The organism is Nocardia speluncae NBRC 108251, from assembly GCF_001613245.1.
In the GTDB taxonomy this organism is placed as follows: Bacteria; Actinomycetota; Actinomycetes; order Mycobacteriales; family Mycobacteriaceae; genus Nocardia; species Nocardia speluncae.
This window is the reverse complement of the sequence record NZ_BDBZ01000035.1, coordinates 68228-91747: the sequence shown is the minus strand read 5'-3', so window position 1 is coordinate 91747 and position 23520 is coordinate 68228. Positions and strand designations below refer to the sequence as shown.

The following is a 23520-nucleotide window of genomic DNA, read 5'->3' as shown; positions in this document are numbered from 1 at the left end:
AATCGCCGGCGGCACACAGGCTGCTCGCGCTATGGCCGGCTCAGCCCCACCCGCCGGGCAACACCAGTACCCCGACCGCTCCGACGCCGAGGTGCACCCCCAGTGCTGGACCGAATTCCGCGGTGAGAACCTCCCGGACCTGCGGAAGACGTTCACGCAGCTGGGCGATCACCGTTTCCGCCGCATCGGCCGCATCCAGATGCTGTACCCCCACAACGGCTTCCCCGGATCCGGCGGCCGCCGCGGCGGCCGACACCAGCTTCGCGACCGCCTTCGACCGGGTGCGTACCTTCTCCCGTAACTCCAGCCTGCCCTGCACCAACTGCAGGATCGGTTTGCTCACCAGTTCACTGGCGAAGAATCCGGCCGCGGTACTGAGTCGTCCACCGCGGCGGAGTTGTTCGGTGCGATTCACCAGGATGAAGGTGTGCGATTTCGCCGCGGCCGTGGCAGCGGCACGGTGCACCGCATCCAGCGTGGCACCCGCAGCGGCCGACCGGGCGGCGGCCAATGCCGGTAGTCCTGTGGCCAGGCCGGCGCCCAGCGAATCCACCAGCCGCACGGACTCTTCGGCTCCCATATCCCGGACCGCCTGCCGCCCGGACTCCCAGGTGGCCGACAGCTGCCGGGACAGATGCACCGCGACCACACCGTCACCGCTGCTACGCGCCAGTGCCGCGGTGTAGGCGGCGCGGAGCTCGCCCGGGGACGGCGCGGAGGTACTCACGGTATCCGCGGTGTAGTCGATTTCGAGGTCATCGACGCCTTCGCGGATCGTTGTGTCCCCCACCAGGACATGCAGAGGCACGATATCGATACCCAGCTCACCGATGAGATCCGCGGGCAGGCCGGCGGACGAATCGGTGACGACCACGACCGTCACGGCTCATCCCACCTCGCGCAGCGTTTTCACCATCGATGTGGCGACCTCGCAATGCCCGTCCCACCCCCAGTGGATACCGTCGGGGTTGGCGTCGCCGGAGAAGATGTTGTCGCGCACAGCGGCCTTCAGATCGACCAGCGGCACACCGGTACGAGCCGACCAGCTCTCGAGTGCCCGCACCGCCGGTTCCCGGCCGCCGTGCACCCGCCCGTAGGCGTCGCAGTCGTGCACCGACGGCAATACCGCCACCATCGGCAGATCGGGTCGCAGCTGGGCCAGCGCCGTCCGGCACTGCTCCAGATAGTCCACGCTGAGCTCCGGCGGCAGCGCCACCCGGCTGCCCAGCTTCGAGGCCCTGGGCTGGACCCACTGGTAGACCGATCGCACAACCCGGCGAAGTCCGGCGGGCCGGACATAGCGGATCAGTTCGCGGAGCGCGGTGGGCAACGGCGAGGGCAGGGAATCCATACCGCCCACCGCGAAAACCACTGCACCGGCATGCGGTACGGCCGCCCATACCCGGGGGTCGCCGATCAGGGCCCAATAGCCATCACGGCAAGTCCAGCCGATGCGGGCGACCAGTTCGACATCCCAGTCGAGTTCGGACGCCACCAGATTCGGCCAGATCCGGGGGTGGTCGGCAGGCAAACCACCTTTCGGCCCGAAATAGGACAGCGAATCGGCGATCACCAGCAGGACCGGCCGCCGGGCCGCCGGTTCCGCGCCCGCGGATTGTTCGAGCGGGAGGGCGGTGGCAGCGCCGCCGGTACGGTCCGCGGTCGAACCGGTTTCCGGCGTGGACTGCGGATCGGCCGAACCATCTACCGGCCCGGTCGATTCCGGCCGGCCTGTATCCTCCGACCTGGCTGTCACTGCCCAACCCTCCTGATGATCAGACTGCCTTACGCATATCGTCGCCGTCGGGACTCTCGGCGTTCTCGTCCTGTTGCGACTGGGTCGCCGGGCCGAACAACGCATCGGGTAGCGCGCGTTCCGGTTTCGCGGAAACCCGCTGGAACAGTTCGTCCGGGATCTGCCGGTTCAGGTCTTCAGATGACATCGGGTGCTACTTTCGCCGCTGCGTTCCACACATCGAGACGCCAGCCGGGCTTCTCGATGCTCGGACCGTGGCTGCTGAGCTGCACCCAGCTGGCATTGGCCAGCCCACCGAGGGCCGGCCAGTTCTGGGGCGGCAGATCGAGCAATGCGGCCGTGAGCGCGGCGATCAGCCCGCCGTGCGCCACGAGAATCATAGTTGCGCCCGGCCAATCCTGCCGCTCGGCGAACAATTCCTGCACCACCGGTAGCGCCCGGGCGCCGACCTCGAGCTTCGATTCGCCGCCCGGCGGGGTGTAGGTGGCGTCCATCCGCCATTCCAGGCGCGCGCCCGGATAGAGCGAATCGACCTCCACATCGCCCATCCCCTGCCAGTCACCGAGATGGGTTTCGCGCAGCCGCGGCTCCCGGATCACCTCCAGGCCGGAATGCTCCGACAGCGCCTGTGCGGTCTCGTAGGCCCGTTTCAGGTCGGATGAGAACAGGCCGATCGCCTTGTGGGGAACGAGCTCCCGTGCGGCCTCCTTGGCCTGCCGCCGGCCCAGATCGGTGAGATCGGTATCGATCTGTCCCTGCATCCGGTCACCGGCGTTCCATTCGGTCTGCCCGTGCCGCAACAGGATCAGGGTGCGCACCCCGGTTTTCTGTGTCACTCGGTATCTCCAGCACTTTCCTCATCGGCGGCACCGGGCACGCCGTGTTCACGCGGCACGACCGAGGGCCCTCCGTGGTCACGCTCCGCCACCGCCTCGGGGCCTGACTCGCTCATGCCGATCCCCTCGACCGGAACGACCGGGCAGTCTTTCCACAGCCGTTCCAGCGCATAGAAATTACGTTCGTCGTTGTGCTGGATATGCACCACCACATCGACATAATCCAAGAGTGCCCAGCGGCCCTCGCGGGTCCCTTCCCGGCGAACAGGTTTGTGCCCGGCCGCGCGCAGTTTCTCTTCGACATTATCGACGATGGCGTTCACCTGGCGCTCGTTCGGCGCCGAAGCGATCACGAAACAGTCGGTGATCACCAACTGCTCGGAGACGTCGAGCACCACCACATCGGCGGCCAGCTTCTCGTCCGCAGCCAACGCCGCGACGGTCGCTATCTGTACTGCCTCGGCTGTCGCAGTCATGGTGTGGTTCCCCCTGGTCCTCGGTTCACGCTTCCATTACCTTCCGCTTGCGCCGGCACATAGAGGTGCCGTTTCGATATGTATTGGACGACACCGTCCGGGACCAGGTACCACACAGGCCGGCCCTCGGCCGCGCGCCGGCGGCATTCACTCGACGAGATGGCCAGCGCGGGGACCTCGATCATCGTGACCGCGTCGTCGGGCATGCCGCGCAGATGGTCGGCCAGATGATCGATGTTCAGCTCGTACCCCGGCCGGTTGACGCCCACGAATTTCGCCAGCTCGAACAGTTCCGCCCAATCCTGCCAGGTGAGGATGCTGGCCAGCGCGTCCGCCCCGGTGATGAAGTACAGCTCGGCGCCTGGATGCTGGGCGTGCAGGTCGCGCAGGGTGTCGACCGTATAGGTCATCTTGCTGCGGTCCACATCGGCCCGGCTCACCGAGAACCGCGGGTTGGAGGCGGTGGCGATCACCGTCATCAGGTAGCGGTCCTCGGCCGGGCTGACTCGCCGCCCCGACTTCTGCCAGGGCTGACCGGTCGGCACGAAGATGACTTCGTCGAGGTCGAACCGGTGCGCGACCTCGCTGGCCGCGACCAGGTGCCCATGGTGGATCGGATCGAAGGTGCCACCCATCACTCCGAGCTTGGGTCCGCCCTGGCCTGTTCCACGCATGAGTGTCGAGCTTAACGGGGGGTTCGCGGCGGGTTCCGGTCAGACCGGCAGCAGCCGTGAGACCACGGCCGTGAGCTGGGACGCGGACCGGCATTCGTGCATTTCGATGACCTGCTGGTAGCGGTCGGCGGCCGAATCGCCGGACCCCCAGTTCTGGCGCGGTTCCGGGTTGAGCCAGTGGGCGTGCTTGGCGACGGCGACGAGCTCGGCCAGGGTGGACAGCTCCGGGTCACGGTAGTTGGTGCGGGCGTCACCGAGGATGAGCAGCGAGCTACGGCTGGTGACCGCATCGGCGAAGCCGTCGGCGAAGCTGGTCAGGGCGCTGCCGTAGTCGGAGTGACCGTTGAAGCCGACGATATCGGCCTCGGCGAAGATCCGCTGCATGGCTTCGTCGATCCGGGTATGTGGATCGAAGAAGGTGCTCACCTCGTCGGTGTTGTCGACGAAGGCGAAGATACGCACCTTCGAGAATTGCTCACGCAAGGCACTCACCAGCAGCAACGTGAAGTTGCTGAATCCGGCGACCGAACCGGACACATCGCACAGCAGCACCAGCTCCGGACGGCCGGGGCGCGGTTTACGGTTCACCAGATCGATCGGGACCCCACCGGTCGACATGGATTTGCGCAGCGTTTTGCGCAGGTCGATCTCGCCGCGCCTGGCGTGCCGGCGGCGAACCGCCAGCCGGGAGGCGAGGATGCGCGCGAGTCGCTGGGTACTGCGTTTCAGCTCGGCCAGCTCGTTCTGCGAGGCGCGCAGGAAATCCACATCCTCGGCCTGCCGGGCGACTCCGTACGAAGCGACCCGCTCCCGGCCGATCCGCTCGGCCACCCGCCGCCGCGTCTCGGCCTCCACCGACCGGCGGAAGTTGTCGATACGCCCACGTGCCGTCCGGCGGGCGATCTCGGTCTCGAAATCGCTCATATCCGGTGTGGTCATCCCGGCCAGGATCTGCGCCAGCAGCGTCTGTGGCTGGATTTCCTTGAGCGCCTGATACGACGAAAACGATGCGCCACGTGCCGACTGGTACTGCCCGAGCTGTTCGACCAGTTGCCCGGCCATGAGCGCCTGTGCACCGCCGGAGTTCTCATCGGCGAGCATTTCGGCCAGCATCTTGCGCAGCGCGGGGACGTCGAGTCGGCCGTCGTCGCGATAGGGCAGTTCGATATCCGCGGCGGCGTCACGTTCTCCGATGGCCACGGGGAACCACAGGTCGAAGAGGCCGTCGTAGGTGGCGCGGTGGGTGGTGCGCCGCAGCAGGGCACACGCCAGGCCTTCCCGCACGGCTTCGCGGTCCATGAGATCGAGGACGGACAGGACACGGCCCGCGTCCACCGTCTCCGAGGGCCCCACCGGGATCCCACGCTTGCGCAGCGCTTCCACGAACCCCACCAGATGTCCCGGCAGACCGTGCGGGGCCAGTGGCCGGTCCTCGGTGACCGCCATGATCAGACCGGTTTCAGCTCGGCCAGCGCACGCTGGTGGTCGCTACGATGTTTCAGGACGACCCCGAGCGTTTCGCGCACCGTCGTATCGTCGAGGTCGGTATGCCCCAGCGCGAGCAGCGTGCGCGCCCAATCGATCGTTTCGGCGACCGACGGCAGCTTCTTCAACTGCATCCCGCGCAGCACATGCACGATCCGCACCAGCTGCGCCGCCACGGCCTGCGGGAGCTCCGGCACCCGGCTCGCCAGAATGCGCCGCTCCAGGTCCTGATCCGGAAAATCCAGGTGCAGGTACAGGCAGCGCCGTTTCAAGGCTTCGGACAGCTCCCGGGTGGCGTTGGAGGTCAGCACCACGAACGGTGTGCGTTCGGCGGTGATGGTGCCCAGCTCCGGAACGGTTACCGCGAAATCGCTGAGCACCTCGAGCAGCAGCCCCTCGATCTCCACATCGGCTTTATCGGTTTCGTCGATGAGCAGTACCGTCGGGTCGGTCCGCCGGATCGCGGTGAGCAGCGGCCGCGACAGCAGGAACTCCTCGGTGAACACATCGGCCTGGGTCGCGGCCCAATCGTTGTCACCGGAGGCCTGGATCCGCAGGATCTGCTTGGCGTGATTCCACTCGTAGAGCGCCCGCGCCTCGTCCACACCTTCGTAGCACTGCAACCGCACCAGTTCCGCGCCCGAGGTCTGCGCCACCGCCCGCGACAGCTCGGTTTTGCCGACACCCGCCGGGCCCTCGACGAGCAGCGGCTTACCGAGACGATCGGCCAGGAAAACCGAGGTCGCGGTCGCCTTGTCGGCCAGATAGCCGGTTTCGGCGAGGCGCACCTGCACATCGTCGACCGACGCGAAGATCGGCTCCTGAACCAGCGGGATGGGGGAACTCGCAGGCTCCATGGGGGCGTCCTTCCGTCGAACTCTGCCCATCCCACGCTACCGGGCCCCCTCCTGGTGCACCTCGTCCCCCGCGGCCAAGAGACCCAGCTCACGACCGAACCGTGCCGTCGGCTCGTCGGCCGGTGCGGCCGTGGCCTGCGCTCCAATGATGACAACGAATTGCGATTTCTCGGATCAGCGCGTACGGATATCCGGAAAGGCTCCCTCACCCGAGGTAGGGCGCGATTCGCCCCTCCAGATAGTGGCTCAGCCTGAGTCGTTGCGTGTGGTGCATATCGAGATTTTCGACTGCGACGCGACATTGGGAACACCATCGCAGACCTGTGGGCGGCTCTGCCGGAAGAGGTACGCGGTGCCCACTGACCTGAGACGCGCGATTCTGCTGCGCCGGCCCAGCGCAGACCGAAGCGCGATCGATGACTTGGCACAGCGGCGTCGCCTGACCGTGGTGTACACGGCGGTCACGGATACGACAGCGCCGTGGTGCTGAACCACAGGGACCACGGCTCAGGGTTGCGGGCCCGTCCCCACGTCGACGCGGCCCATGTGGTCCTACGCGGGGCGAATCTGACCGGATCCGCGGACAACCCACTTCGACGAGGTGAGTTCCGGCAAGCCCATCGGGCCACGGGCGTGCAGTTTCTGGGTGGAGATACCGATTTCGGCGCCGAAGCCGAACTGCTCACCGTCGGTGAACGCCGTGGACGCGTTGACCATGACGGCCGCGGCATCGACCCGGCGGGTGAACTCGTCGGCCGCCGCGAGTTCGCCGGTGACGATGGCTTCGGTGTGGCCGGTGCCCCAGGTGTTGATGTGGTCGACGGCGGCGTCGAGATCGTCGACGATTTTCACCGCGATATCGAGGGTCAGGTACTCCTCGGCCCAATCCTTGTCCGTGGCCGGAGTCATACCGTCGAGGTCGCCGTGCAGAGTGACGCCCTTGTCGGCCAGGGCCTTACCCAGCCGCGGCAGGGCGGTTTCGGCGATGGCGGCGTCGATCAGCACGGTTTCGGCGGCATTGCACACACTGGGCCGGCGGGTTTTGGCGTTGATCAGGATTTCCTCGGCCATATCGAGATCGGCACCGGAATGTACGTAGACGTGGCAGTTGCCGGTACCGGTTTCGATGGTCGGGACCTGGGCATCACGCACCACGGCATTGATGAGCCCAGCGCCGCCGCGCGGGATCACCACATCCACCAGACCCCGCGCCTGGATCAGGTGGGTCACGCTGGAGCGGTTCTCGCTGGGCAGCAGTTGGACGGCGTCGGCCGGGAGACCCGCCTCGGTGAGCGCGGACCTCAGCACCTCGACCAGCGCGGCATTCGACCTGGCCGCCGACGACGACCCGCGCAGCAGCGCCGCGTTACCCGACTTCAACGCCAGCCCGAAGGCGTCCACGGTGACATTCGGCCTGGCTTCGTACACCATGCCGACCACCCCGAGCGGTACCCGCACCTGCCGGATCTCGAGCCCGTTGGGCAGCGTCGACCCGCGTTCCACCACCCCCACCGGATCCGGCAGGGCCGCCACCTGGCGCAGGCCCGCGGCGATCCCGTCGACCCGGTCCTTGGTGAGCCGCAGCCGGTCCAGCAGCGAATCCTCGGTTCCGGCTGCCTTCGCGGCCACCAAGTCTTCCCCGTTGGCTTCCAGCACCGTATCCGCGGCGGCCAGCAGCGCGTCCGCGGCGGCGTGCAGCGCCTCGTTCTTCCGGGCCGTGGTGAGCTGGGCAAGCACCCGGGACGCGACCCGCGCCCGGCGGGCGGCCTCGTGCACGGCCTCGCGCATATCGAACTCAGCGGTGGTCTCTGCCGTCATAGGTATATAGCCTACGCACCGGGAAAACCGGATTTCACCGGCGTTCACGCGTTACGTTCTCCCCTGTGACCACCCCACTGATCGCCGTGCTCGGCAGTATCAACATGGACCTGGTGACCACCACCGCGGCCCGTCCCGCACCGGGTGAGACGGTGCTCGGCCGCGGTTTCACGATGGTGCCGGGCGGTAAAGGCGCCAACCAGGCAATCGCGGCGAGCCGGGCCGGCGGGCAGGCGATGTTCCTGGGTGCGATCGGCACCGATGTATTCGCCCCGCAGCTGCGGGCCGTGCTCACCGAATCCGGCGTGGATACCACCGGCCTGCGGGTGATCGACGGTCCGAGCGGTATCGCGACGATCGTGGTCGACGATTCCGGCGAGAACAGCATCATCGTGGTCGGCGGCGCCAATACCGCGGTAGCGGGCTTGACCACCGCGGACCGCACCGCCATCGCCGCCGCCGACATCCTCGTCTGCCAGCTCGAGATACCCCTCGAGACCGTGGCGGCCGCCGCCCGGCATGCGCGCGCACACGACACCACCGTGATCCTGAACCCCTCTCCGGTGCAGCATCTTTCGGACGAGCTGTGGGAACACGTGGACGTCGCGGTGGTCAACACGGGCGAGGCAGAGCACTGGGGCAGCCTGCTCGGCCGGGTGCCGCATGTGGTGGTCACGCTCGGCGCCCACGGCGCCCGGCATCGCGGACCCGACGGCGCGACAACCACCGCCACGGGGCCTACGGTCCAGGTCGTCGACACGACCGGCGCGGGTGACACCTTCACCGGCGCACTCGCGGTGCGCTGGGCGCAGGGACCGGCCGCCGCATTACGTTTCGCCTGCACCGCAGGGTCACTGGCCACCACCACCCTCGGTGCCAGCGCTTCGGTTCCGTGGGCCCGCGATATCGAATCCGCCCTTCCGCGCTGAAATCGCGGGCTGCTCTCGACCGGCCCGCACACGACAGCTCGTTACCGCCCGGCCCCGGGCCGAACGCTGCGGCGGCCTTCCCGCACCCGCGACGACGGAGGGCGACGCGGAAATTCGAATGCCGTGCAGGTTCCGGCGGCCTACCGTGAAGTCATGCGGTGGGCAAAAGTTCGCCGTGAACGGAAGGATCGAAACAATGTTTCCCGTCGAGCTGTCCGGTACCCGGGCACGGACGTTGATGTGGGCCCAGGAGAGCGAAATCGATGCGGCGGCGCTGCAACAGCTGCGCAATATCGCCCGGCTGGAATGGGTGCACGGCGTCCGGGTCATGCCGGATGTGCACCTCGGGAAGGGCGCCACGGTCGGTTCGGTGATCGCCATGCGCGGTGCGGTCGCGCCGGCTGCGGTCGGGGTGGATATCGGCTGCGGTATGGAAAGTGTGCGCACCGATTTGACCGCGGCCGATCTGCCCGACGACCTGCGCGCGCTGCGCTCGGCGATCGAGGCGGCGGTACCGGTGGGCTTCACTGCCCACAAGAATCCTGTGCAGGTGAACAAGCTGGCACCTGGGCCCTCCGGTGTCGCCACCCCCACTCTGCGTACCGGCTGGGACCGGTTCTGGTCGGCATTCGACGACCTCGACGAGGCCGTGGCACCACGGGAGTCGAAGGCGCACAAGCAGATGGGTTCGCTGGGCGGGGGCAACCACTTCATAGAGGTTTGCCTGGACCAGGACGATCAGGTGTGGATCCTGCTGCACTCCGGCAGCCGCAATATCGGCAAGGAAATCGCCGAGCGGCATATGGCGGTGGCCCGCAAGCTGGCGCACAACCAGAACCTGGTCGATCGTGACCTGGCGGTGTTCCTGGCGAACACCTCGGAGATGGCGGCCTACCGGCACGATCTGACCTGGGCGCAGGAGTACGCGGCCCGCAACCGCGCGGTCATGCTGGCGCTGGTGTGCGAAGCGGTGGGCAAGCAGTTCCCCACTCGGGAGGTCGCGTTCGACACACCCATCAGCTGCCACCACAACTATGTGGCAGAGGAGAAGATCGACGGCGTTCCCATGCTGGTGACCCGCAAAGGCGCGGTCCGGGCAGGGGCGGGCGATATGGCGCTCATCCCGGGCTCGATGGGGACCCGTTCGTACGTGGTGCGAGGTAAGGGCAACCCCGAGTCGTTTCAATCCGCGTCGCACGGTGCCGGCCGGCGAATGAGCCGCAATGCCGCCAAGCGGCAGTTCAGCGTCGCGGATCTGGTCGCTCAGACCGAGGGTGTGGAGTCACGTAAGGACGCCGGGGTGCTGGACGAGATCCCGGCGGCGTACAAGAACATCGACGAGGTGATCGAGGCCCAGCACGATCTCGTCGATGTGGTCGCGACGCTGCGCCAGGTGCTCTGTGTGAAGGGCTGAGCATGCGGCGGGCCGGATCTGCCGGTCCGCCGCCTGCACCGGAGCGAAGATCACCCGGCGAGCCGACGGCGCAGCAAACCGGCGGTGAGCCCGGTACCGAACAGCAGTACACCGACCATGAGCATCACTCCACCGGACAGCCAGCTGTACAGCGCATGGTCGAGATCGGTGGGCAGCCCGGGGACAGCCGACACCAGCCGGTAGGTGCGTTCGGGTATCACGATCTGGACCGCCGCGGGCAGGATTCCCCATACCAGCCCCGCAGCCATGGCCGCCACGGGCACGGCGGCGGCGAGCGCCGCGACGGCCAGCAGCAGGACCGCGCCGAGCACGGACTGGATCGGGGCCAGCCAGCGATCGGTGGCGTCCCACCATCGCCCGGTGAGGACGGCGCCGTTGGCCGCGATGCCGATCGCCACCGGGGTGAGCACCAGCGCGCCCAGAATCGCCGCTACTGCGCGCAGAGGTCTCTCTGGGCGGCGACCGTTCGCGTCCCCTTCTCTCCGATCGGCACGGTCCCGCTCGACGAGTTCGGTCATCCGGCACTCCTCCGCGACGGTTGTACTTGATCGGAGTGCCATTGTCGCTGCCGCGGACCCCGCCTCGGCAACTCGGCCCCAGGCACCGCGTTAGCCGTCTCGGCGCTCAGCAGAGGCCGATTCGCGGCTCCGGCAAGGTTCGGACCCTCGGCATGCACCGGCACACACCTCCACAGCAGGCCGGGGTTGTTGCCGTGCAGCGCGATGGTCCGGCGCGGTGCTCGGCTCGCCACCGGAGCAGACGTCGAGATCCCCTCTCCCCCGTTCCCTCGCCGGTCGCGGAAACCTGGAGCCGAGCCGAACCCATTGACTAGTTATCATTCGATGCATACCCTTAGTTATCATTCGATAACAACAATCATTCGGGTCCGCCCGGATCTCCTTCCCGAGGAACCGCCATGTTCGGCACACTCATGATGTTCGTCGTCCCCACCCTCGCTCTCCGCCTGCTCGGCCTGGCCGGCGTACGCCGCTTCGCCACTTGGCGCATCTCCGCGGCGCACGGGCTGGCATTCCTGTTCACCATGACCGGGCTGGCGCATTTCGTGCCCGACTCGGTCACCGTGATGCCCAGCCACAGCGATCTCGTGGCGATGGTTCCCGGCATCGTCCCGTTCCCGGAGTTCGCCGTGTACGCAACGGGTGTCCTGGAGTTGGCCGGTGCCGCCGGTCTCCTGTTCGCGGGCACCCGCCGCTGGGCGGGGCTCGTGCTCGCCGCACTGCTGGTCGTGATGGTCCCGGCGAATATCTACGCGGCAGTCGAGGACATCCCGCTCAACGGCGAAGCACCCACACCGCTGTGGTTCCGGATCCCGGAGCAGATCGTGTACTTCGCCGTCGCGCTCTGGGCCGCGCAGGCGCTGCCCGTGATCCGGGACAGCCGCAGCCGACGTGAGCCGGCCACGGTCGCCGGCCCAGGCGCCACCACCCCTGCCGCACAGTCAGGAGGCCGCTGAGTCGCCGGCACGGCCACGGGCGATCGGCCACGGCACAACTGCGGCGGAGGTGCGGACGACTGGTCGGTCCCGCACATGCTCGGCCGGTGCAGACCGCCCGGCACCTCGCGGCGGCGAGTGGAGACTGCGCGGCCCTGCGCGTGTCCGGCCGACCCAGATCGTCCGGGCACCATCGCGGCAGCGAGTGGGCTGCGCTGATCGTCGTTGCAGTGTGGGAAGAGGCCCCACACTGTAACGACGATCAGCCCTGCGGAGTCGGCACCAGGACCAATTCGGCGATATTGAGCCGCGCCGGGACCGAGGTCGCGAAGGCGATCGCCTCGGCGATATCTCCCGGCTCCAGAATCGTCATCGACGAGCGCCACTCGTCCAACTGTTCCCGCTGCGCCGCCCAGCTCATCCCGGCACCGAGTTCGGTTCCCACGAAACCGGGTTCGATACTCTTCACCCGCACGCCCCGCGGCCCGTATTCCGCCCGCATATTCCGGGTCAGATGCGCCACCGCGGCCTTAGTGGCGCAGTAGACGGCGTACTCGGGAAAGATCGCATGCCCGCCGATCGACCCCACCAGCACCAGATCGGCCCGGCCGCCGTCACCCGCCGCCGCGAGCAGATCGCCGATGAACGCCCGCGCCGTGTACAGCAACCCGGTGACGTTGGTGCCGACCATCTGCTCCCACTCCCCGACCTCCGCGGATTCGAACGGCGCACCGAGCATGACGCCCGCGTTCGCCACCACCAGATCCACCGGCCCGAGTGCCGACCGGATCGTGGCGGCCGCATCGCGCACCGAATCCCGGTCCGCGACATCGGCGACCACCGCCACGGCAGAACCGCCGATCTCGGCCGCCAACTCCTCGATACGTTCCTTACGCCGGCCCAGCAACGCGACCGTCGCCCCGCCGGCAGCCAGTCGCCGCGCGGTAGCGGCGCCGATTCCACTGGATGCTCCTGTGATCACCGCGACCCGGCCGTTGAGATTCTCACTGTTCGTCATGTCCACAACATTCGCCCCGGGCCGCGGCGGCTACCAGGTCGCGGATTTCCTGGTAGCCGCAGGGCCACCCAACGCGCTCACCCTGCGCATACCCTGAAACCATGAATTCGGACAACCGTTTGGGCGCGTTCCTGCGGGCCCGCCGCGAACTGGTCCGGCCGGAGGAATTCGGACTGCCCGGCGGCGGCCGGCGCCGGGTCGCGGGGCTGCGGCGCGAAGAGATCGCGATGCTCGCGGGTGTGAGTGCCGACTATTACGTGCGACTCGAACAGGGCCGGGACAAGCATCCGTCCGAGCAGGTCGTCACGGCACTGGCCCGGGTGTTCTCGCTGGACGAGGAAGGGACCACCCACCTGCGGGAACTGGCCCGGCCCGCCGCGGCACGCCCGCGCACGCCACGGCGCCCGGAGCGGGTGACGCCCGGCCTGCTGCGGTTGATGGACGCGTGGTCCCACACCCCGGCTGTAGTGCTGGGCCGGCACCTGGACGTCCTGGCCGCGAACCCGCTGGCGGCCGCGGTGAACGCCTGCTCGGTCCCGGGCGTCAATCAGGTCCGGATGGTTTTCCTCGACCCGCGTGCCCGCGGGGTGTTCCCGAACTGGTCCCAGATCGCGGCGGATACGGTGGCGAGCCTGCGGGCGACCGCGGGCACCGACCTCGACGATCCCCGGCTCACCGAACTCGTCGGCGAACTCTCACTGAAAAGCGACGAATTCCGCCGGTTGTGGGCGCGCCACGATGTCCGGGCGAAAACTTCGGGGATCAAACAGTTCCACAACGAGATGGTCGGAGAGCTGACGCTGGCATACGAGAGTTTCGCGGTGAGCGGGGCGCCGGGACAGTTGCTCATCGCCTATCACGCCGAACCCGGATCCTCCTCGCAACGTTCGCTCGCGCTGCTCGGCAGCCTGATCACGGACCGCTCCCCCGGAACAGAGTCCCGCCCGGCCGGGACCACCGCCGGTTCGTAGGGAGGGAATCAGCGCGACAGCTCGCCGACGACTTTCTCCACCCGGCGAGCCCGGGTTTCGGAGCGTTTGGCCGATTCGACCGCGATCACGTGCGCGCGTTGTTTGCTGTAGGAGAGCGCGTCGAATACTTCCCGCGCCCCCGGAGCCGCGGCCAGGGCGGCGGCAAGATCGCCGGGAACTACGACAGTGCGTTCCGCCGTATCGAGTTCGACGCCGACAGTGACGGTCTCGCCCGCCGATACACCGGCCGCGTTCCTGTTCTCGGCGCTCAACGGGAGCATGTACTCCCCGCTGTAGACCGCGACAGTGCTGCGGTAAGTGTGGCCACCGATCCGGACCGTCACCTTGGGTTTCTTCCCGCTGCCCAACTCCTCGACCACACGGGTGGGTACCCGGAAGCCGGTCGCGGTTTTCTCGCCGAGTTCGATCACGGTATCGAAGGTGAGCATCTGTGTCCTTCCCGCCGACTCGTCGCGTATCGGCCAGCTTAAACACGTCGCGGTCGTTAGAGTCGGGGAATGGGCAGCGGCACGGGCGCGGCAGTGGAGCTGACAGTGGGCGACCGCGAGGTGCGGATCACCAATCCCGACCGGGTGTATTTCCCGGAAAGCGGCACGACCAAGTTGGACCTGGTGCAGTACTACCTGAGCGTCGGCGAGGGAATCGTCAACGCACTGCGGGACCGGCCGTGCATGCTGCACCGGTTCCCGAAGGGCCTCGCGGGTGACAAGGTGCATCAGAAACGGCTACCGGCCGGCGCGCCGGAGTGGGTGCCCACGGTGCGGGTGTTCTTCCCCCGCTACAACCGGCACGCCGACGAGCTCTGTGTGCAAGAACTGGCCGATGTGGTGTGGGCGGTGCAGATGTCCACGGTGGAATTCCATCCCTGGAACTCGCGCCGGGCCGATACCGAATGCCCCGACGAATGGCGGATCGATCTGGACCCCATGCCGGACTGTCCGTGGTCACGGGTGCAGCGGGTGGCCGGGGTGGTGCACGAGGTGCTGGACGAGATCGGCGCGGTGGGCTGGCCGAAAACTTCCGGCGGCTCAGGGTTGCACGTGTACGTCCGGATCGCGCCCGAGCACGGGTTCCAGCAGGTGCGCCGGGCGGCGCTGGCCTTCGCGAGGGAGGTGGAGCGCCGCGCGCCCGACGACGTGACCACCACCTGGTGGCGCCGCGACCGCGATCCCGAACTGCTGTTCATCGACTACAACCAGAACGCCCGCGACCACACCATCGCCGCCGCGTATTCGGTCCGCGGTGTCCCGGCCGCCACTGTTTCCACCCCGGTGACCTGGGGCGAGATACCGGATATCGCGCCCCGCGATTTCACCGTCACCACCGTCCCCCGCCGCTACCGCGAGCTGGGCGATCTGCATGCCGGTATCGACGACGCAGTCTTCGATCTCACCCGGCTGATCGACTGGGCCGACCGCGACGAGGTCGATCTCGACGAGGACCCCGCAGGTTCCTGACCGCTGTCGCCGCGGCCGCGGGCACACCTGTCAGGTCGGGGTGGCCAGGGCGAACGGCAGTACCGCAGGGGCTCCGGCGCGCCGCAGGGTCCAGGCGGCGACGGTGAAGGTCCAGCCGGAGTCGGTGAGGGTGTCGACCAGCAGGATCGGGCCGTCGGTCCTCGACAGGTCGGGAACCTCCCAGGAGTCGTACAGGGCCGCGACCCGATGCGCGGAGTTCACCGCCGATACCGGCGGGTGATCGGGCCGCAGATACAGGGTTCCCAGATTGCGGAGGCGGCCGATATCGGCGAGGCGTTCGGCCAGCGAAGTGGTGAGTACGGGGTGGTCCGGTGATTCCAGGGCGAGCACGGCAGTGGGCCGGACGGTCCAATCCCATTCCCGCAGTACGGGAATGCAGGCCTGCACCACTTCGTCGGGCACCGGCGCGTCGGGTCCGTCCAGGACGGGGCGTAGCCGCCGGCCCCAGCCCAGGGAATTGAGACGGCCCAGTACCCGGCCGGTTTCTGCGCCTTCGGTGATCTTTCCGGACAGCGAGATACCGAGTTTGGCCATACCGGTGGGCCACTGTTTGCGGGCTGCGAGATCGAATCCGGGCCGGTCCAGCCTGGCCCGGGTCGCGGCGACCGCCTCGGTATCGACGGTTGTGTCGCGGTGGATTCCGGTGCAGCTGTCGCAGCGGCCGCAGGCGCCGCTGCCGGGTGCGGCGCCGATGAGGGCCGGGTCGTCGAGCTGGCGACGCAGGAATTCCATCCGGCAACCGGTGGTCTGCTGATAGTCGAGCATGGCCTGCTGTTCGGCGGTGCGGGCGGCATCCAGGCGCTCGTAGCGGTCGGCGTCGTAGGTCCAGGGCTGCCCGGTCGCCAGCCAGCCACCCCGGACCCGGCGCACGGCACCGTCGACATCCAGCACCTTCAGCACCATGTCCAGGCGTGACCGGTTCAACTCGACCAGCGGTTCGAGGGCGGCCGTGGATTGCGGGCGTTCGTAATCCAGAGCTTCCAGCACCGAGCGCACCACGTGTTCGCGCGGAAACGCGACGGAGGCGAAGTAGCTCCAGATACGGGTGTCCTCGGGGCCGGGCAGCAAGACCACCTCGGCACGTTCGGTCGCCCGCCCGGCACGGCCGACCTGCTGGTAGTAGGAGATCGGCGACGAGGGCGCACCCACGTGGACCACGAACCCGAGATCGGGTTTGTCGAAGCCCATGCCCAGCGCGGAGGTGGCGATGAGGGCCTTGACCTCGTTGTCCAGCAGCGCGGTTTCGAGCATTTCGCGTTCGGCCGGATCGGTCTGGCCGGTGTAGGCGGCGACCCGGTGACCGTGCGAGGTGAGCACATCGGCGAGATCGTGCGCGCCGGCGACGGTGAGGGTGTAGACGATGCCGGAGCCGGGCAGCTCGTCGAGATGGCCGCTGAGCCAGGTGGTGCGTTCCACCGCATCGTCGAACCGGACCACCGACAGATGCAGCGATTCACGGTCCAGGCTGCCCCGCAGGACCAGCGTGTCGGTGCCGATCTGACCGGCGACATCGGTCACCACGCGATCGTTGGCGGTGGCGGTGGTGGCCAGCACCGGCACGTCTGTGCCGAGATCGGCGATCAGGGTGCGGATACGCCGGTAATCCGGCCGGAAATCGTGACCCCAATCGGAGACACAGTGCGCTTCGTCGATGACCACCAGTCCCGCATCGGCGGCCAGCCGGGGCAGGACCTGATCGCGGAAATCGGGATTGTTGAGCCGTTCGGGGCTGACCAGCAGCACATCCACCGCCCCGGACGCGACCTGCCGGTGGATCTCGTCCCATTCGGTGACATTCCCGGAGTTGATGGTGGCCGCGACCACCCCGGCGCGGCGGGCGGCCGCGACCTGGTTACGCATGAGCGCCAGCAGCGGCGACACGATCACCGTGGGCCCGCGCCCCCGCGCGCGCAACAACTTGGCGGCGATGAAGTACACCGCCGATTTACCCCAGCCGGTGCGCTGCACCACCAGGGCCCGGCGTTTATCCACCACCAGCGCCTCGATCGCGACCCACTGGTCGTCGCGCAACCGCGCGGCCGGCCCCGCCAGCTCACGCAGTAATTCTTCCGCGTTTCCCCGCAGCCCGTCGCCGATCGCTGCGGTCTCGTTGCGAGTGCTGCCCGGTGCCGTGGTCATGCGCCCCATACTGCCGCACCTCACCGACAGTGGTCCGCGAGCAGGGTGAACCGCCCGGTCACACCGCGGATACCGCCGGGGAACCACCGCCGGGCCGGTTGTCCACAGCAAACACGCCCGGCTGCCGGACCGTATCGGCGCAGGCCGCGACACCGGCGTCACGCCCGGCAGCCCGGACGGCGGAGTCGTTCGGAGCCGGACGCGGCCGGCCCTCGAGGCCGCGCGCTCGCAGGTCCGTGCACCTGTCGCCAGTCCGCGACGGCCACCGGCGGCGACTGTTCATCCGGCTCCATTGCCGTGACCTGCTCCGGAAAGCACCGTCACCGTTCCGGCCGTACCGTCGACCCGGATCCGCATCCCGGTCCGCAATTTCCGGCGGCAGCCCGGCACCTGGAGTACTGCCGGCACACCGAGCTCGCGGGCGACGATCGCCACCGGGACGAGTGCGCCCCCTCGTTCGGACACCAGCGCCGCTGCCGTCGGCAGCGCCGCCACCCAGCCCGGATCCGCGCGGTGGGCGACGAGGATCCCGCCTGCCACATCGCGCGGTTCGTCCACCAGCACGGCGACGCCCTCTACCACGCCGGCCGCCGAGGGCGACCCTGCCAGCACATCTCCGGGTACGGCGGGCGGGGTGTCGGCAAGCGGGACCCAGCCCCTTTCCTTCAGTTCCGCATCCGTGAGCTCGGGACCGATCGTCGTGAAACGTGCCGGCGCGACCAGGTCGGCGTCGGCGGTCCGGGCGACCTTGCGCACCGTGATCCGATCGGCCAGCCCCGGCATCGGGACCCGGTCGTAGCAGTTGCGCAGTTCCTCGACGGTCAGCGAGAAGATATCGGCGGGATCGCCGATGATTCCGCGCGCCGCAAGATCGCGCCCCATCACCCGGATCATCCGTTCGACCGACCCCAACGCACGGGTCCGGCAGTGCCTCAGTTGTTCCCGGCGCGCGGTGTAGCGGGCAGTTCGGGCACGCGCCCGGTCGTAGAGCAACCGGCGAATCCCGCCGAGGTGTGTATCGAGATAGGCGTCCGGGTCGAAACCGGGGTCTGCGGGCGGGTTCACGAGCGATTCCGGCGCCCCCGGCAGGAAGGACTTCGTCAGCAGGAGCAGGGTGCCGGTGCAGGTCAGCAGGATCGCCTCCAGCACCAGCATCGGTCCCCACCGCAGCACGAGGTCCCGATCGAGTCGCCGGTACTCGGCGTAGGCGTGTTCCCCGTGGATGTAATCCATCGTGTCGTAGCGGTCGTTCAGGCGGGCGAAATCGGCGCAGAAGTCCCGCGTCATCGCATCGATGGCGAGTATCCGGCGAAGGTAGACGAGGGTGGTCCGGGTCCGTGCCCACGCCCGCTGCCATCCGTTTTCGAAGGTGAAGGGGTGCAGTGTTTTCGCGTGATCGTCCGGAAGGGGTTCGCCCACGCCGAGCTCCGCGGCAAGCGCCGGGCGGGCAAGCGAGTAGCCGGGGGCGATTCCCGCCGTCCGGTACCAGTGCAGCAGGTTGACGTACCCCCGGCCGTGGAAGATGCCGAGCAGATACGGGGCCCACGACTCCACCTGCCGCAGCTGGGTTTCCGGCACACTGAGCGACCGCGCGTAGCCCCGGTACACCCGGCCGTAGATATCGGCAGCCATGGTGAAGGTCAGCGGTGACATCGGCCCTGGAAGACTCTCGAATCCAGTGGCAGTGGCCCATATCCGCGGCTCCCCCGGCGCCACCGGTTCGCCCGCGCCCCGGAGCACCGCCGCCCTCGGCCCATCTCCCCGGAGCAGCGACACCCGGGTGTGTTCGATACGCCCGGATCGACTGCCGACCGGACGCAGCCCGCCCACCTGCCCCGGCGAATCCCGCAGAGTGGTGATGGGCCGCGCCTGCAGAAACCACAACCCGTCGGCGTCGATCGCCCATTCGATATCTCGCGGCCCGCCCAGCACACCGGCCAGTGCCCGGCCGCGGCCGGCGAGCAGCACGACATCCTCGTCACCGAGTACGGCCCCTGCCCTGCGGGTTTGCGCCACCTCTATTAACTCGACCCCGGATCCGCCTGCCGGTGCGTACTCGACCTCTTTACCGCCGGCGACCCGTGCGACGACCGTGCCCGCCCGGCCCACCACGACCGTATCGGCGTCGACCGCCCCCACGGCCAGCCCTTCTCCCAAACCGTGCACCGCATTCACCACTACCTCGTCGGCAGGGCCGCCCGGGTTCTGAGTGAACAGCACGCCGCTCGCCCTGGCTGCGACGAACCGCTGCAGCAGCACGGCGATCCTGGTCACCGGCAAAAGGTTTCGCGCGAACGTGTACCGGACCGCCCTCTCGGAGAAGCCGGAGACCCAGCAATCCCGCACCCGGTCCAACACCTCGCCCGAGCCGATATTCGAATATGAATCGAACAGTCCCGCATACGAATCCGTATCGCCGTCCACCCCCACCACAGATAAGCGCACCACGAGCGCACCACCGCCCAGGCGAACGTGGCCGGCGCGCACCGACTCCGGTAACCCGATGCCGTCGGCCACTGCACCCGCCGCCGCGATATCGGCCCGAATCCGCCCGGCCAGTTCGAGCGCCGTATCCAAATCTCGGGCGGCGGCCAGCTCGCCGAGCAGCTCACCCAGCCCCGCCGCGACCGCGAACTCCGCGAACACATCCGCACCCAGCGCCAGCCACTCCGGCACCCGCGCCCCCGCCGCCCCCAGCGCATACAGCCCCCGTGCCTTACCTCCACCGAGAGCCGCGATATCCGCTTCGGTGTCGTCCGCTGAGAGCACCCGCAAGAACCGACCTCCAACCCCGCCTGCCGCGGCGGCACATCGTTGCCCGTTCCGCATGAGTAAACCCCAGCGACGCCCTGTCCATCGTCCGATCGGGTTTTGTGTTGGCCCATAATCTCGCCGATCCCGGCCACCGGCCGTCGCGAGCAGCCCACGGCATACCATCTTTTCGCTCCGCCGGTACAAGCACTGCGGGTGGGCCCCGCCCGGCGGCACCTATTAGGCTGTGGTGGCCCGCGCAGGTATCGGTGAGGATGTGATTCCGCGTGAGTTGGAGCCTGACCCCCGACGAATTCGCGCACCTGTGGCGCCAAGCCGACCTGGACCGGCTCCCCTACCCGTTGCGTGTCCTCGAATCGCCACGCACCGAACGCGACGCCCAGGCGCTCTACGCCGAACTCGCCCGGCGTCTCCCCCCGGACCCCGACCGCGACACCTGCCTGCGCATTCTCGCCGGCCCGCACACCCGGGTGATCGCCATCGGCAGTGCCGCCGAACCGGGCCGGGAACTGCGCGCACTGGGCTGCGTCGTCTACGACCGCGCCGTCCTCGCGGTGCAGGAGCCGGGACGTACCGCGGAATTCGGCGGCACCATCCGGTTGTCCATCGGGCACAGCGTCAAACTCGGTGCCCGCCTGGCCGCGCTGCTCCCGAAATCCCGGCCCGGACGCCATCCCGCCCGCACCGCCTCCACCGCGGCGGTGCACGATACCGAGACAATTGTCCAGGAGGAACGCGCCGCCGCCCCGATCCGCAAACTACTGTGCGCACCGCACACGGCCCAAGGCCATATCCGGATCGAGGCGCACCTCGACCGGCCGGAACCGCCGCCCGCGGTGCACTACACCTGGCTCGACCTGGAGAACGACGGCCGCTACCTACTCAAGGCCGACGACACCGTGCACCTCGTGCCCGCCTCCAGCGAACAACTCGCCATGCACCTGCAGAAGCGGATCCCCACCTGATCGCCGCTTACTGCGACCCACTGTCCGCGACCCGCGGTTGCGATTAGGCTGAGAGTGACCGACGGAGGGGTACGCCAGTCATGATCGAAGAGAGTCGAGCCGAGATCGTCCGGTTCCGCCAGGCAGCCCATGCGGGAACCGTCGAGTTCGATCCGGAGGCAGCGCGGCGTTGCGCCGATTTCTACGACCGGCAGGCCGACCAGCTGATCCAGCTCAGGCAGCGCCTCGAGGACGCCGCCGACCCACACGGGTTCGGCGGCCTGATCTCTGCGCAGCAACTCCAGGCCGGTTTCGGTCATAAAGCGCGCGATACCGCGGCCCTGCTCGACCACTACATCGAAGCCGCCTACCGCATGAAGGAGGCGTTCCTGCTCAGCGGCGGCCTGTACGAGGAAGCCGATGCCGCGAACGCCGCGGCAGTGCGCGCCATCGAAGCGAGGATCCCCCGATGAGCGGAACCGACCCCGATTACATCAGCGCCATGGAGCATTTCGAAGCCATGCGCCACGAGGACATCTATCAGGCCACCCAGCAGATCGACGCCGGTGAGATCCTGCGCTTGTCCGGTGCCTGGATGAATGCCGCCGCCACCCTGCAGAGCACCTTCCCCCTCACCCGCGCGAACGCGAACCTGGTGATGAACGAGGCGGAATGGGAAGGTGAGGCCGCCGACGCCGCCCTCGCCTGCACCCGCAGTTTCGCCGAATCCATCGAAGAACTCGCCGGGGTGGTCGGCCAGGTCGGTCTGCGCCTCGGCGCGGTGGCCGCGGCCGCGGAGGCCGTGAAGGTCGCGGTGGTTCCACCCGGTAATACCGGACCGGTCGGTGCCCTGGCCCGCCTGCTGGAATCGGCGAAGGTGATCGATGCGGACATGGCGCAGGAAGTCCTGCGCCAGGAAGCGATCCTCACCATGAACATGATCTACAAACCCGCCTACTCCGCCGCCGGCAGCGGAGTCCCGGCCCTCCCCGAACCACCGCCGCTGCCAGGAGCCCTGCCTCCGCTGGCACCGCCCATCACCACCCCGCAGGTCGCGCCCGCGCAACCGTCGTCCACCGGCACCACACGGGACGACGTGGATCCCGGACTGCCGAATCAGCCGGGCACCATCCCCACTCCTCCCCCCGCAGCGCCGGCCCCCGCACCCGAGCCTCCCGCACCGGGCCCGGAGAGCGAGGGACCCGGGCCACAACCCGCACCGGAAATCCCGGCGCCGACCGACAATCCCTCTCCCCGGTCCCCAGACGCCCCGGCGCAACCTCCTGTTGCCGAAGCACCTCCGGAAGCGGACGAACCCGGCCCGGCCGCACCACCGCCGCCCGCCGGCCAGACCTCATCCGGCGCTCCGCTCTCCGACCCCGACGGACAGCCGGGCATCACCGGCCCTGTCCCGGGCGGACGGGCTCCGGATCAGCCCGGCGTTATACCGCCGCCGTAGCGGGCACAGGTACACCCGCCCACCGTGCCACAGCCGCGGCCGAGGTCAGATCACCTCTTGTACCCGACACCGCCTGTCATGAACCGGACCCCGATGGTGGTGGCGTCGGTGAGGATCTCTTCCGGCCGCCACAACGGCAATGGGACGAGGCCCGGTGGGAGGATCTCCAGCTCGTCGAAATACTCGGCCAGTTCCGCGGGTGTCCGCACGCGGCCCGTGCCCAGCTGCGACAGCAGCACCTGTTCGAGCTCTTCGCTTTCGAGGGAGTCGCTGAGCCGGGTGAAGTTGGTGATGAAGAAGTACGAACCGGGCGGCACTGCGGCACGCAAGGTCGCGACGATCCCCTTGGGGTCTTCCTCGTCGAGAATATGGTGCAGGATTCCGACGAGCATCACGCACACCGGCTTCTCGAAGTCGATCAGCTCCCGCACATCCGGGTGCGCGAGTACCTCATCGGGCTTGCGGATATCGCCGGTGGCCACCCGGGTGTTGGGGTTGGTCTCCAAATGTGCCCGACCGTAGGCGAGCACGATGGGATCGATATCGACGTAGACGACCTTCGCGTCCGGATTCGCCTCCTGCGCAACCTCATGGGTGTTGCGCGCCGTCGGCAGGCCGGAACCGATATCGAGAAACTGGGTGATCCCCTTCTCGGCGGCGAGATGGCGTACCACCCGATGCAGGATCGCCCGGTTGTGCAGCGCGATCTCTTTCAGTTCCGGCATGACAGCGAGGCTGGCTTCCGCCACCTGGCGATCGATCCGGTAGTTGTCCTTACCGTTCAGCATTACGTCGTATACCCGCGCGGCGGTCGGCTCACCGTCGTCGAAAACGTTGTTCCCGAACTGTCCTGAGTCTTCAGGGATCATCAACAGCCTTTCATCACAACCAGCACTAGCGGCCGCCAGCATAGCCACCGACGTCGATCCGCGGGCCGTAAACAGCTCTACGCTCGAACCTTCGCACGGAGACCGAAACAATTCGGCAGCAGCACTTTTC

General features: G+C 68.2%; 23 protein-coding genes. 8 read left to right on the top strand and 15 right to left on the bottom strand.

Annotated features, from left to right (window positions below; genetic code table 11):
- Positions 1-40 precede the first annotated feature (40 nt).
- The 9 genes from NS6_RS25320 to NS6_RS25285 all read right to left on the bottom strand — a co-directional run bounded on the left by NS6_RS25320 (position 41) and on the right by NS6_RS25285 (position 7902).
- Positions 41-883, bottom strand: coding sequence for a DegV family protein (locus NS6_RS25320; RefSeq protein ID WP_068046412.1), 843 nt, complete (start codon positions 881-883; stop codon positions 41-43).
- A gap of 3 nt (positions 884-886) precedes the next feature.
- Positions 887-1579, bottom strand: a complete 693-nt coding sequence (gene octT, locus NS6_RS25315; RefSeq protein ID WP_068046952.1) for a diglucosylglycerate octanoyltransferase — start codon at positions 1577-1579, stop codon at positions 887-889.
- Between the two features lie 196 nt (positions 1580-1775).
- A complete protein-coding gene (locus NS6_RS34940; protein WP_157112935.1) occupies positions 1776-1943 on the bottom strand; it encodes a hypothetical protein in 168 nt (55 codons plus the stop codon).
- On the bottom strand, positions 1933-2592 hold the full coding sequence (locus NS6_RS25310; RefSeq protein ID WP_068046409.1) for a histidine phosphatase family protein: 660 nt from the start codon (positions 2590-2592) through the stop codon (positions 1933-1935). The genes NS6_RS34940 and NS6_RS25310 overlap by 11 nt, the downstream gene beginning before the upstream one ends.
- On the bottom strand, positions 2589-3068 hold the full coding sequence (rsfS, locus tag NS6_RS25305; RefSeq protein ID WP_068046406.1) for a ribosome silencing factor: 480 nt from the start codon (positions 3066-3068) through the stop codon (positions 2589-2591). The genes NS6_RS25310 and rsfS overlap by 4 nt, the downstream gene beginning before the upstream one ends.
- Positions 3065-3742, bottom strand: coding sequence for a nicotinate-nucleotide adenylyltransferase (gene nadD / locus NS6_RS25300; protein WP_245669503.1), 678 nt, complete (start codon positions 3740-3742; stop codon positions 3065-3067). The genes rsfS and nadD overlap by 4 nt, the downstream gene beginning before the upstream one ends.
- Before the next feature lie 39 nt (positions 3743-3781).
- Complete coding sequence (locus NS6_RS25295) at positions 3782-5188, bottom strand: vWA domain-containing protein (protein ID WP_068046400.1); 1407 nt, start codon at positions 5186-5188, stop codon at positions 3782-3784.
- Positions 5189-5190: 2 nt separating this feature from the next.
- Positions 5191-6084 (bottom strand): AAA family ATPase, encoded by an 894-nt coding sequence (locus NS6_RS25290; protein ID WP_068046397.1) that lies wholly within the window; start codon positions 6082-6084, stop codon positions 5191-5193.
- A gap of 552 nt (positions 6085-6636) precedes the next feature.
- The gene (locus tag NS6_RS25285) at positions 6637-7902 is read right to left on the bottom strand and encodes a glutamate-5-semialdehyde dehydrogenase (protein WP_068046394.1); all 1266 of its coding nucleotides are present in this window, start codon (positions 7900-7902) and stop codon (positions 6637-6639) included.
- Positions 7903-7967: 65 nt separating this feature from the next.
- Between NS6_RS25285 and NS6_RS25280 the strand changes: the two genes are divergently transcribed.
- Positions 7968-8831: a ribokinase gene (locus NS6_RS25280; RefSeq protein WP_068046390.1), complete on the top strand. Its 864-nt coding sequence runs from the start codon at positions 7968-7970 to the stop codon at positions 8829-8831.
- Between the two features lie 196 nt (positions 8832-9027).
- A complete protein-coding gene (locus NS6_RS25275) occupies positions 9028-10245 on the top strand; it encodes an RtcB family protein (protein ID WP_068046387.1) in 1218 nt (405 codons plus the stop codon).
- A gap of 50 nt (positions 10246-10295) precedes the next feature.
- Here NS6_RS25275 and NS6_RS25270 read toward each other — a convergent pair whose 3' ends face one another.
- Entirely contained in the window at positions 10296-10784 is a 489-nt protein-coding gene (locus NS6_RS25270) for a hypothetical protein (RefSeq protein ID WP_068046382.1), read from the bottom strand.
- Positions 10785-11182: 398 nt separating this feature from the next.
- Between NS6_RS25270 and NS6_RS25265 the strand changes: the two genes are divergently transcribed.
- A complete protein-coding gene (locus NS6_RS25265; RefSeq protein WP_068046379.1) occupies positions 11183-11740 on the top strand; it encodes a DoxX family protein in 558 nt (185 codons plus the stop codon).
- A 241-nt stretch (positions 11741-11981) separates the two neighbouring features.
- On the opposite strand, the gene NS6_RS25260 is transcribed toward NS6_RS25265, so the two are convergent.
- On the bottom strand, positions 11982-12737 hold the full coding sequence (locus tag NS6_RS25260) for an SDR family oxidoreductase (protein WP_068046376.1): 756 nt from the start codon (positions 12735-12737) through the stop codon (positions 11982-11984).
- 101 nt (positions 12738-12838) lie between these two features.
- Here NS6_RS25260 and NS6_RS25255 point away from each other — a divergent pair, with 101 nt between their 5' ends.
- On the top strand, positions 12839-13708 hold the full coding sequence (locus tag NS6_RS25255; RefSeq protein WP_068046374.1) for a helix-turn-helix transcriptional regulator: 870 nt from the start codon (positions 12839-12841) through the stop codon (positions 13706-13708).
- Positions 13709-13716: 8 nt separating this feature from the next.
- Here the strand turns inward: NS6_RS25255 and NS6_RS25250 are convergent, their stop codons facing one another.
- The gene (locus NS6_RS25250) at positions 13717-14157 is read right to left on the bottom strand and encodes a YdeI/OmpD-associated family protein (protein WP_068046370.1); all 441 of its coding nucleotides are present in this window, start codon (positions 14155-14157) and stop codon (positions 13717-13719) included.
- 69 nt (positions 14158-14226) lie between these two features.
- Here NS6_RS25250 and ligD point away from each other — a divergent pair, with 69 nt between their 5' ends.
- The gene (gene ligD, locus NS6_RS25245; protein WP_068046367.1) at positions 14227-15186 is read left to right on the top strand and encodes a non-homologous end-joining DNA ligase; all 960 of its coding nucleotides are present in this window, start codon (positions 14227-14229) and stop codon (positions 15184-15186) included.
- A 30-nt stretch (positions 15187-15216) separates the two neighbouring features.
- Here ligD and NS6_RS25240 read toward each other — a convergent pair whose 3' ends face one another.
- Both NS6_RS25240 and NS6_RS25230 read right to left on the bottom strand, forming a co-directional pair.
- Positions 15217-17346: a RecQ family ATP-dependent DNA helicase gene (locus NS6_RS25240; protein ID WP_068046364.1), complete on the bottom strand. Its 2130-nt coding sequence runs from the start codon at positions 17344-17346 to the stop codon at positions 15217-15219.
- Between the two features lie 279 nt (positions 17347-17625).
- Entirely contained in the window at positions 17626-20115 is a 2490-nt protein-coding gene (locus tag NS6_RS25230; protein WP_068046359.1) for a PEP/pyruvate-binding domain-containing protein, read from the bottom strand.
- Positions 20116-20384: 269 nt separating this feature from the next.
- Here NS6_RS25230 and NS6_RS25225 point away from each other — a divergent pair, with 269 nt between their 5' ends.
- The 3 genes from NS6_RS25225 to NS6_RS25215 all read left to right on the top strand — a co-directional run bounded on the left by NS6_RS25225 (position 20385) and on the right by NS6_RS25215 (position 22521).
- Positions 20385-21083 (top strand): ESX secretion-associated protein EspG, encoded by a 699-nt coding sequence (locus NS6_RS25225; protein ID WP_068046356.1) that lies wholly within the window; start codon positions 20385-20387, stop codon positions 21081-21083.
- An 80-nt stretch (positions 21084-21163) separates the two neighbouring features.
- The gene (locus NS6_RS25220) at positions 21164-21535 is read left to right on the top strand and encodes a hypothetical protein (RefSeq protein ID WP_068046353.1); all 372 of its coding nucleotides are present in this window, start codon (positions 21164-21166) and stop codon (positions 21533-21535) included.
- Entirely contained in the window at positions 21532-22521 is a 990-nt protein-coding gene (locus tag NS6_RS25215) for a hypothetical protein (protein WP_068046350.1), read from the top strand. The genes NS6_RS25220 and NS6_RS25215 overlap by 4 nt, the downstream gene beginning before the upstream one ends.
- 50 nt (positions 22522-22571) lie before the next feature.
- On the opposite strand, the gene NS6_RS25210 is transcribed toward NS6_RS25215, so the two are convergent.
- Positions 22572-23390 (bottom strand): SAM-dependent methyltransferase, encoded by an 819-nt coding sequence (locus tag NS6_RS25210; protein WP_068046346.1) that lies wholly within the window; start codon positions 23388-23390, stop codon positions 22572-22574.
- Positions 23391-23520 lie beyond the last annotated feature (130 nt).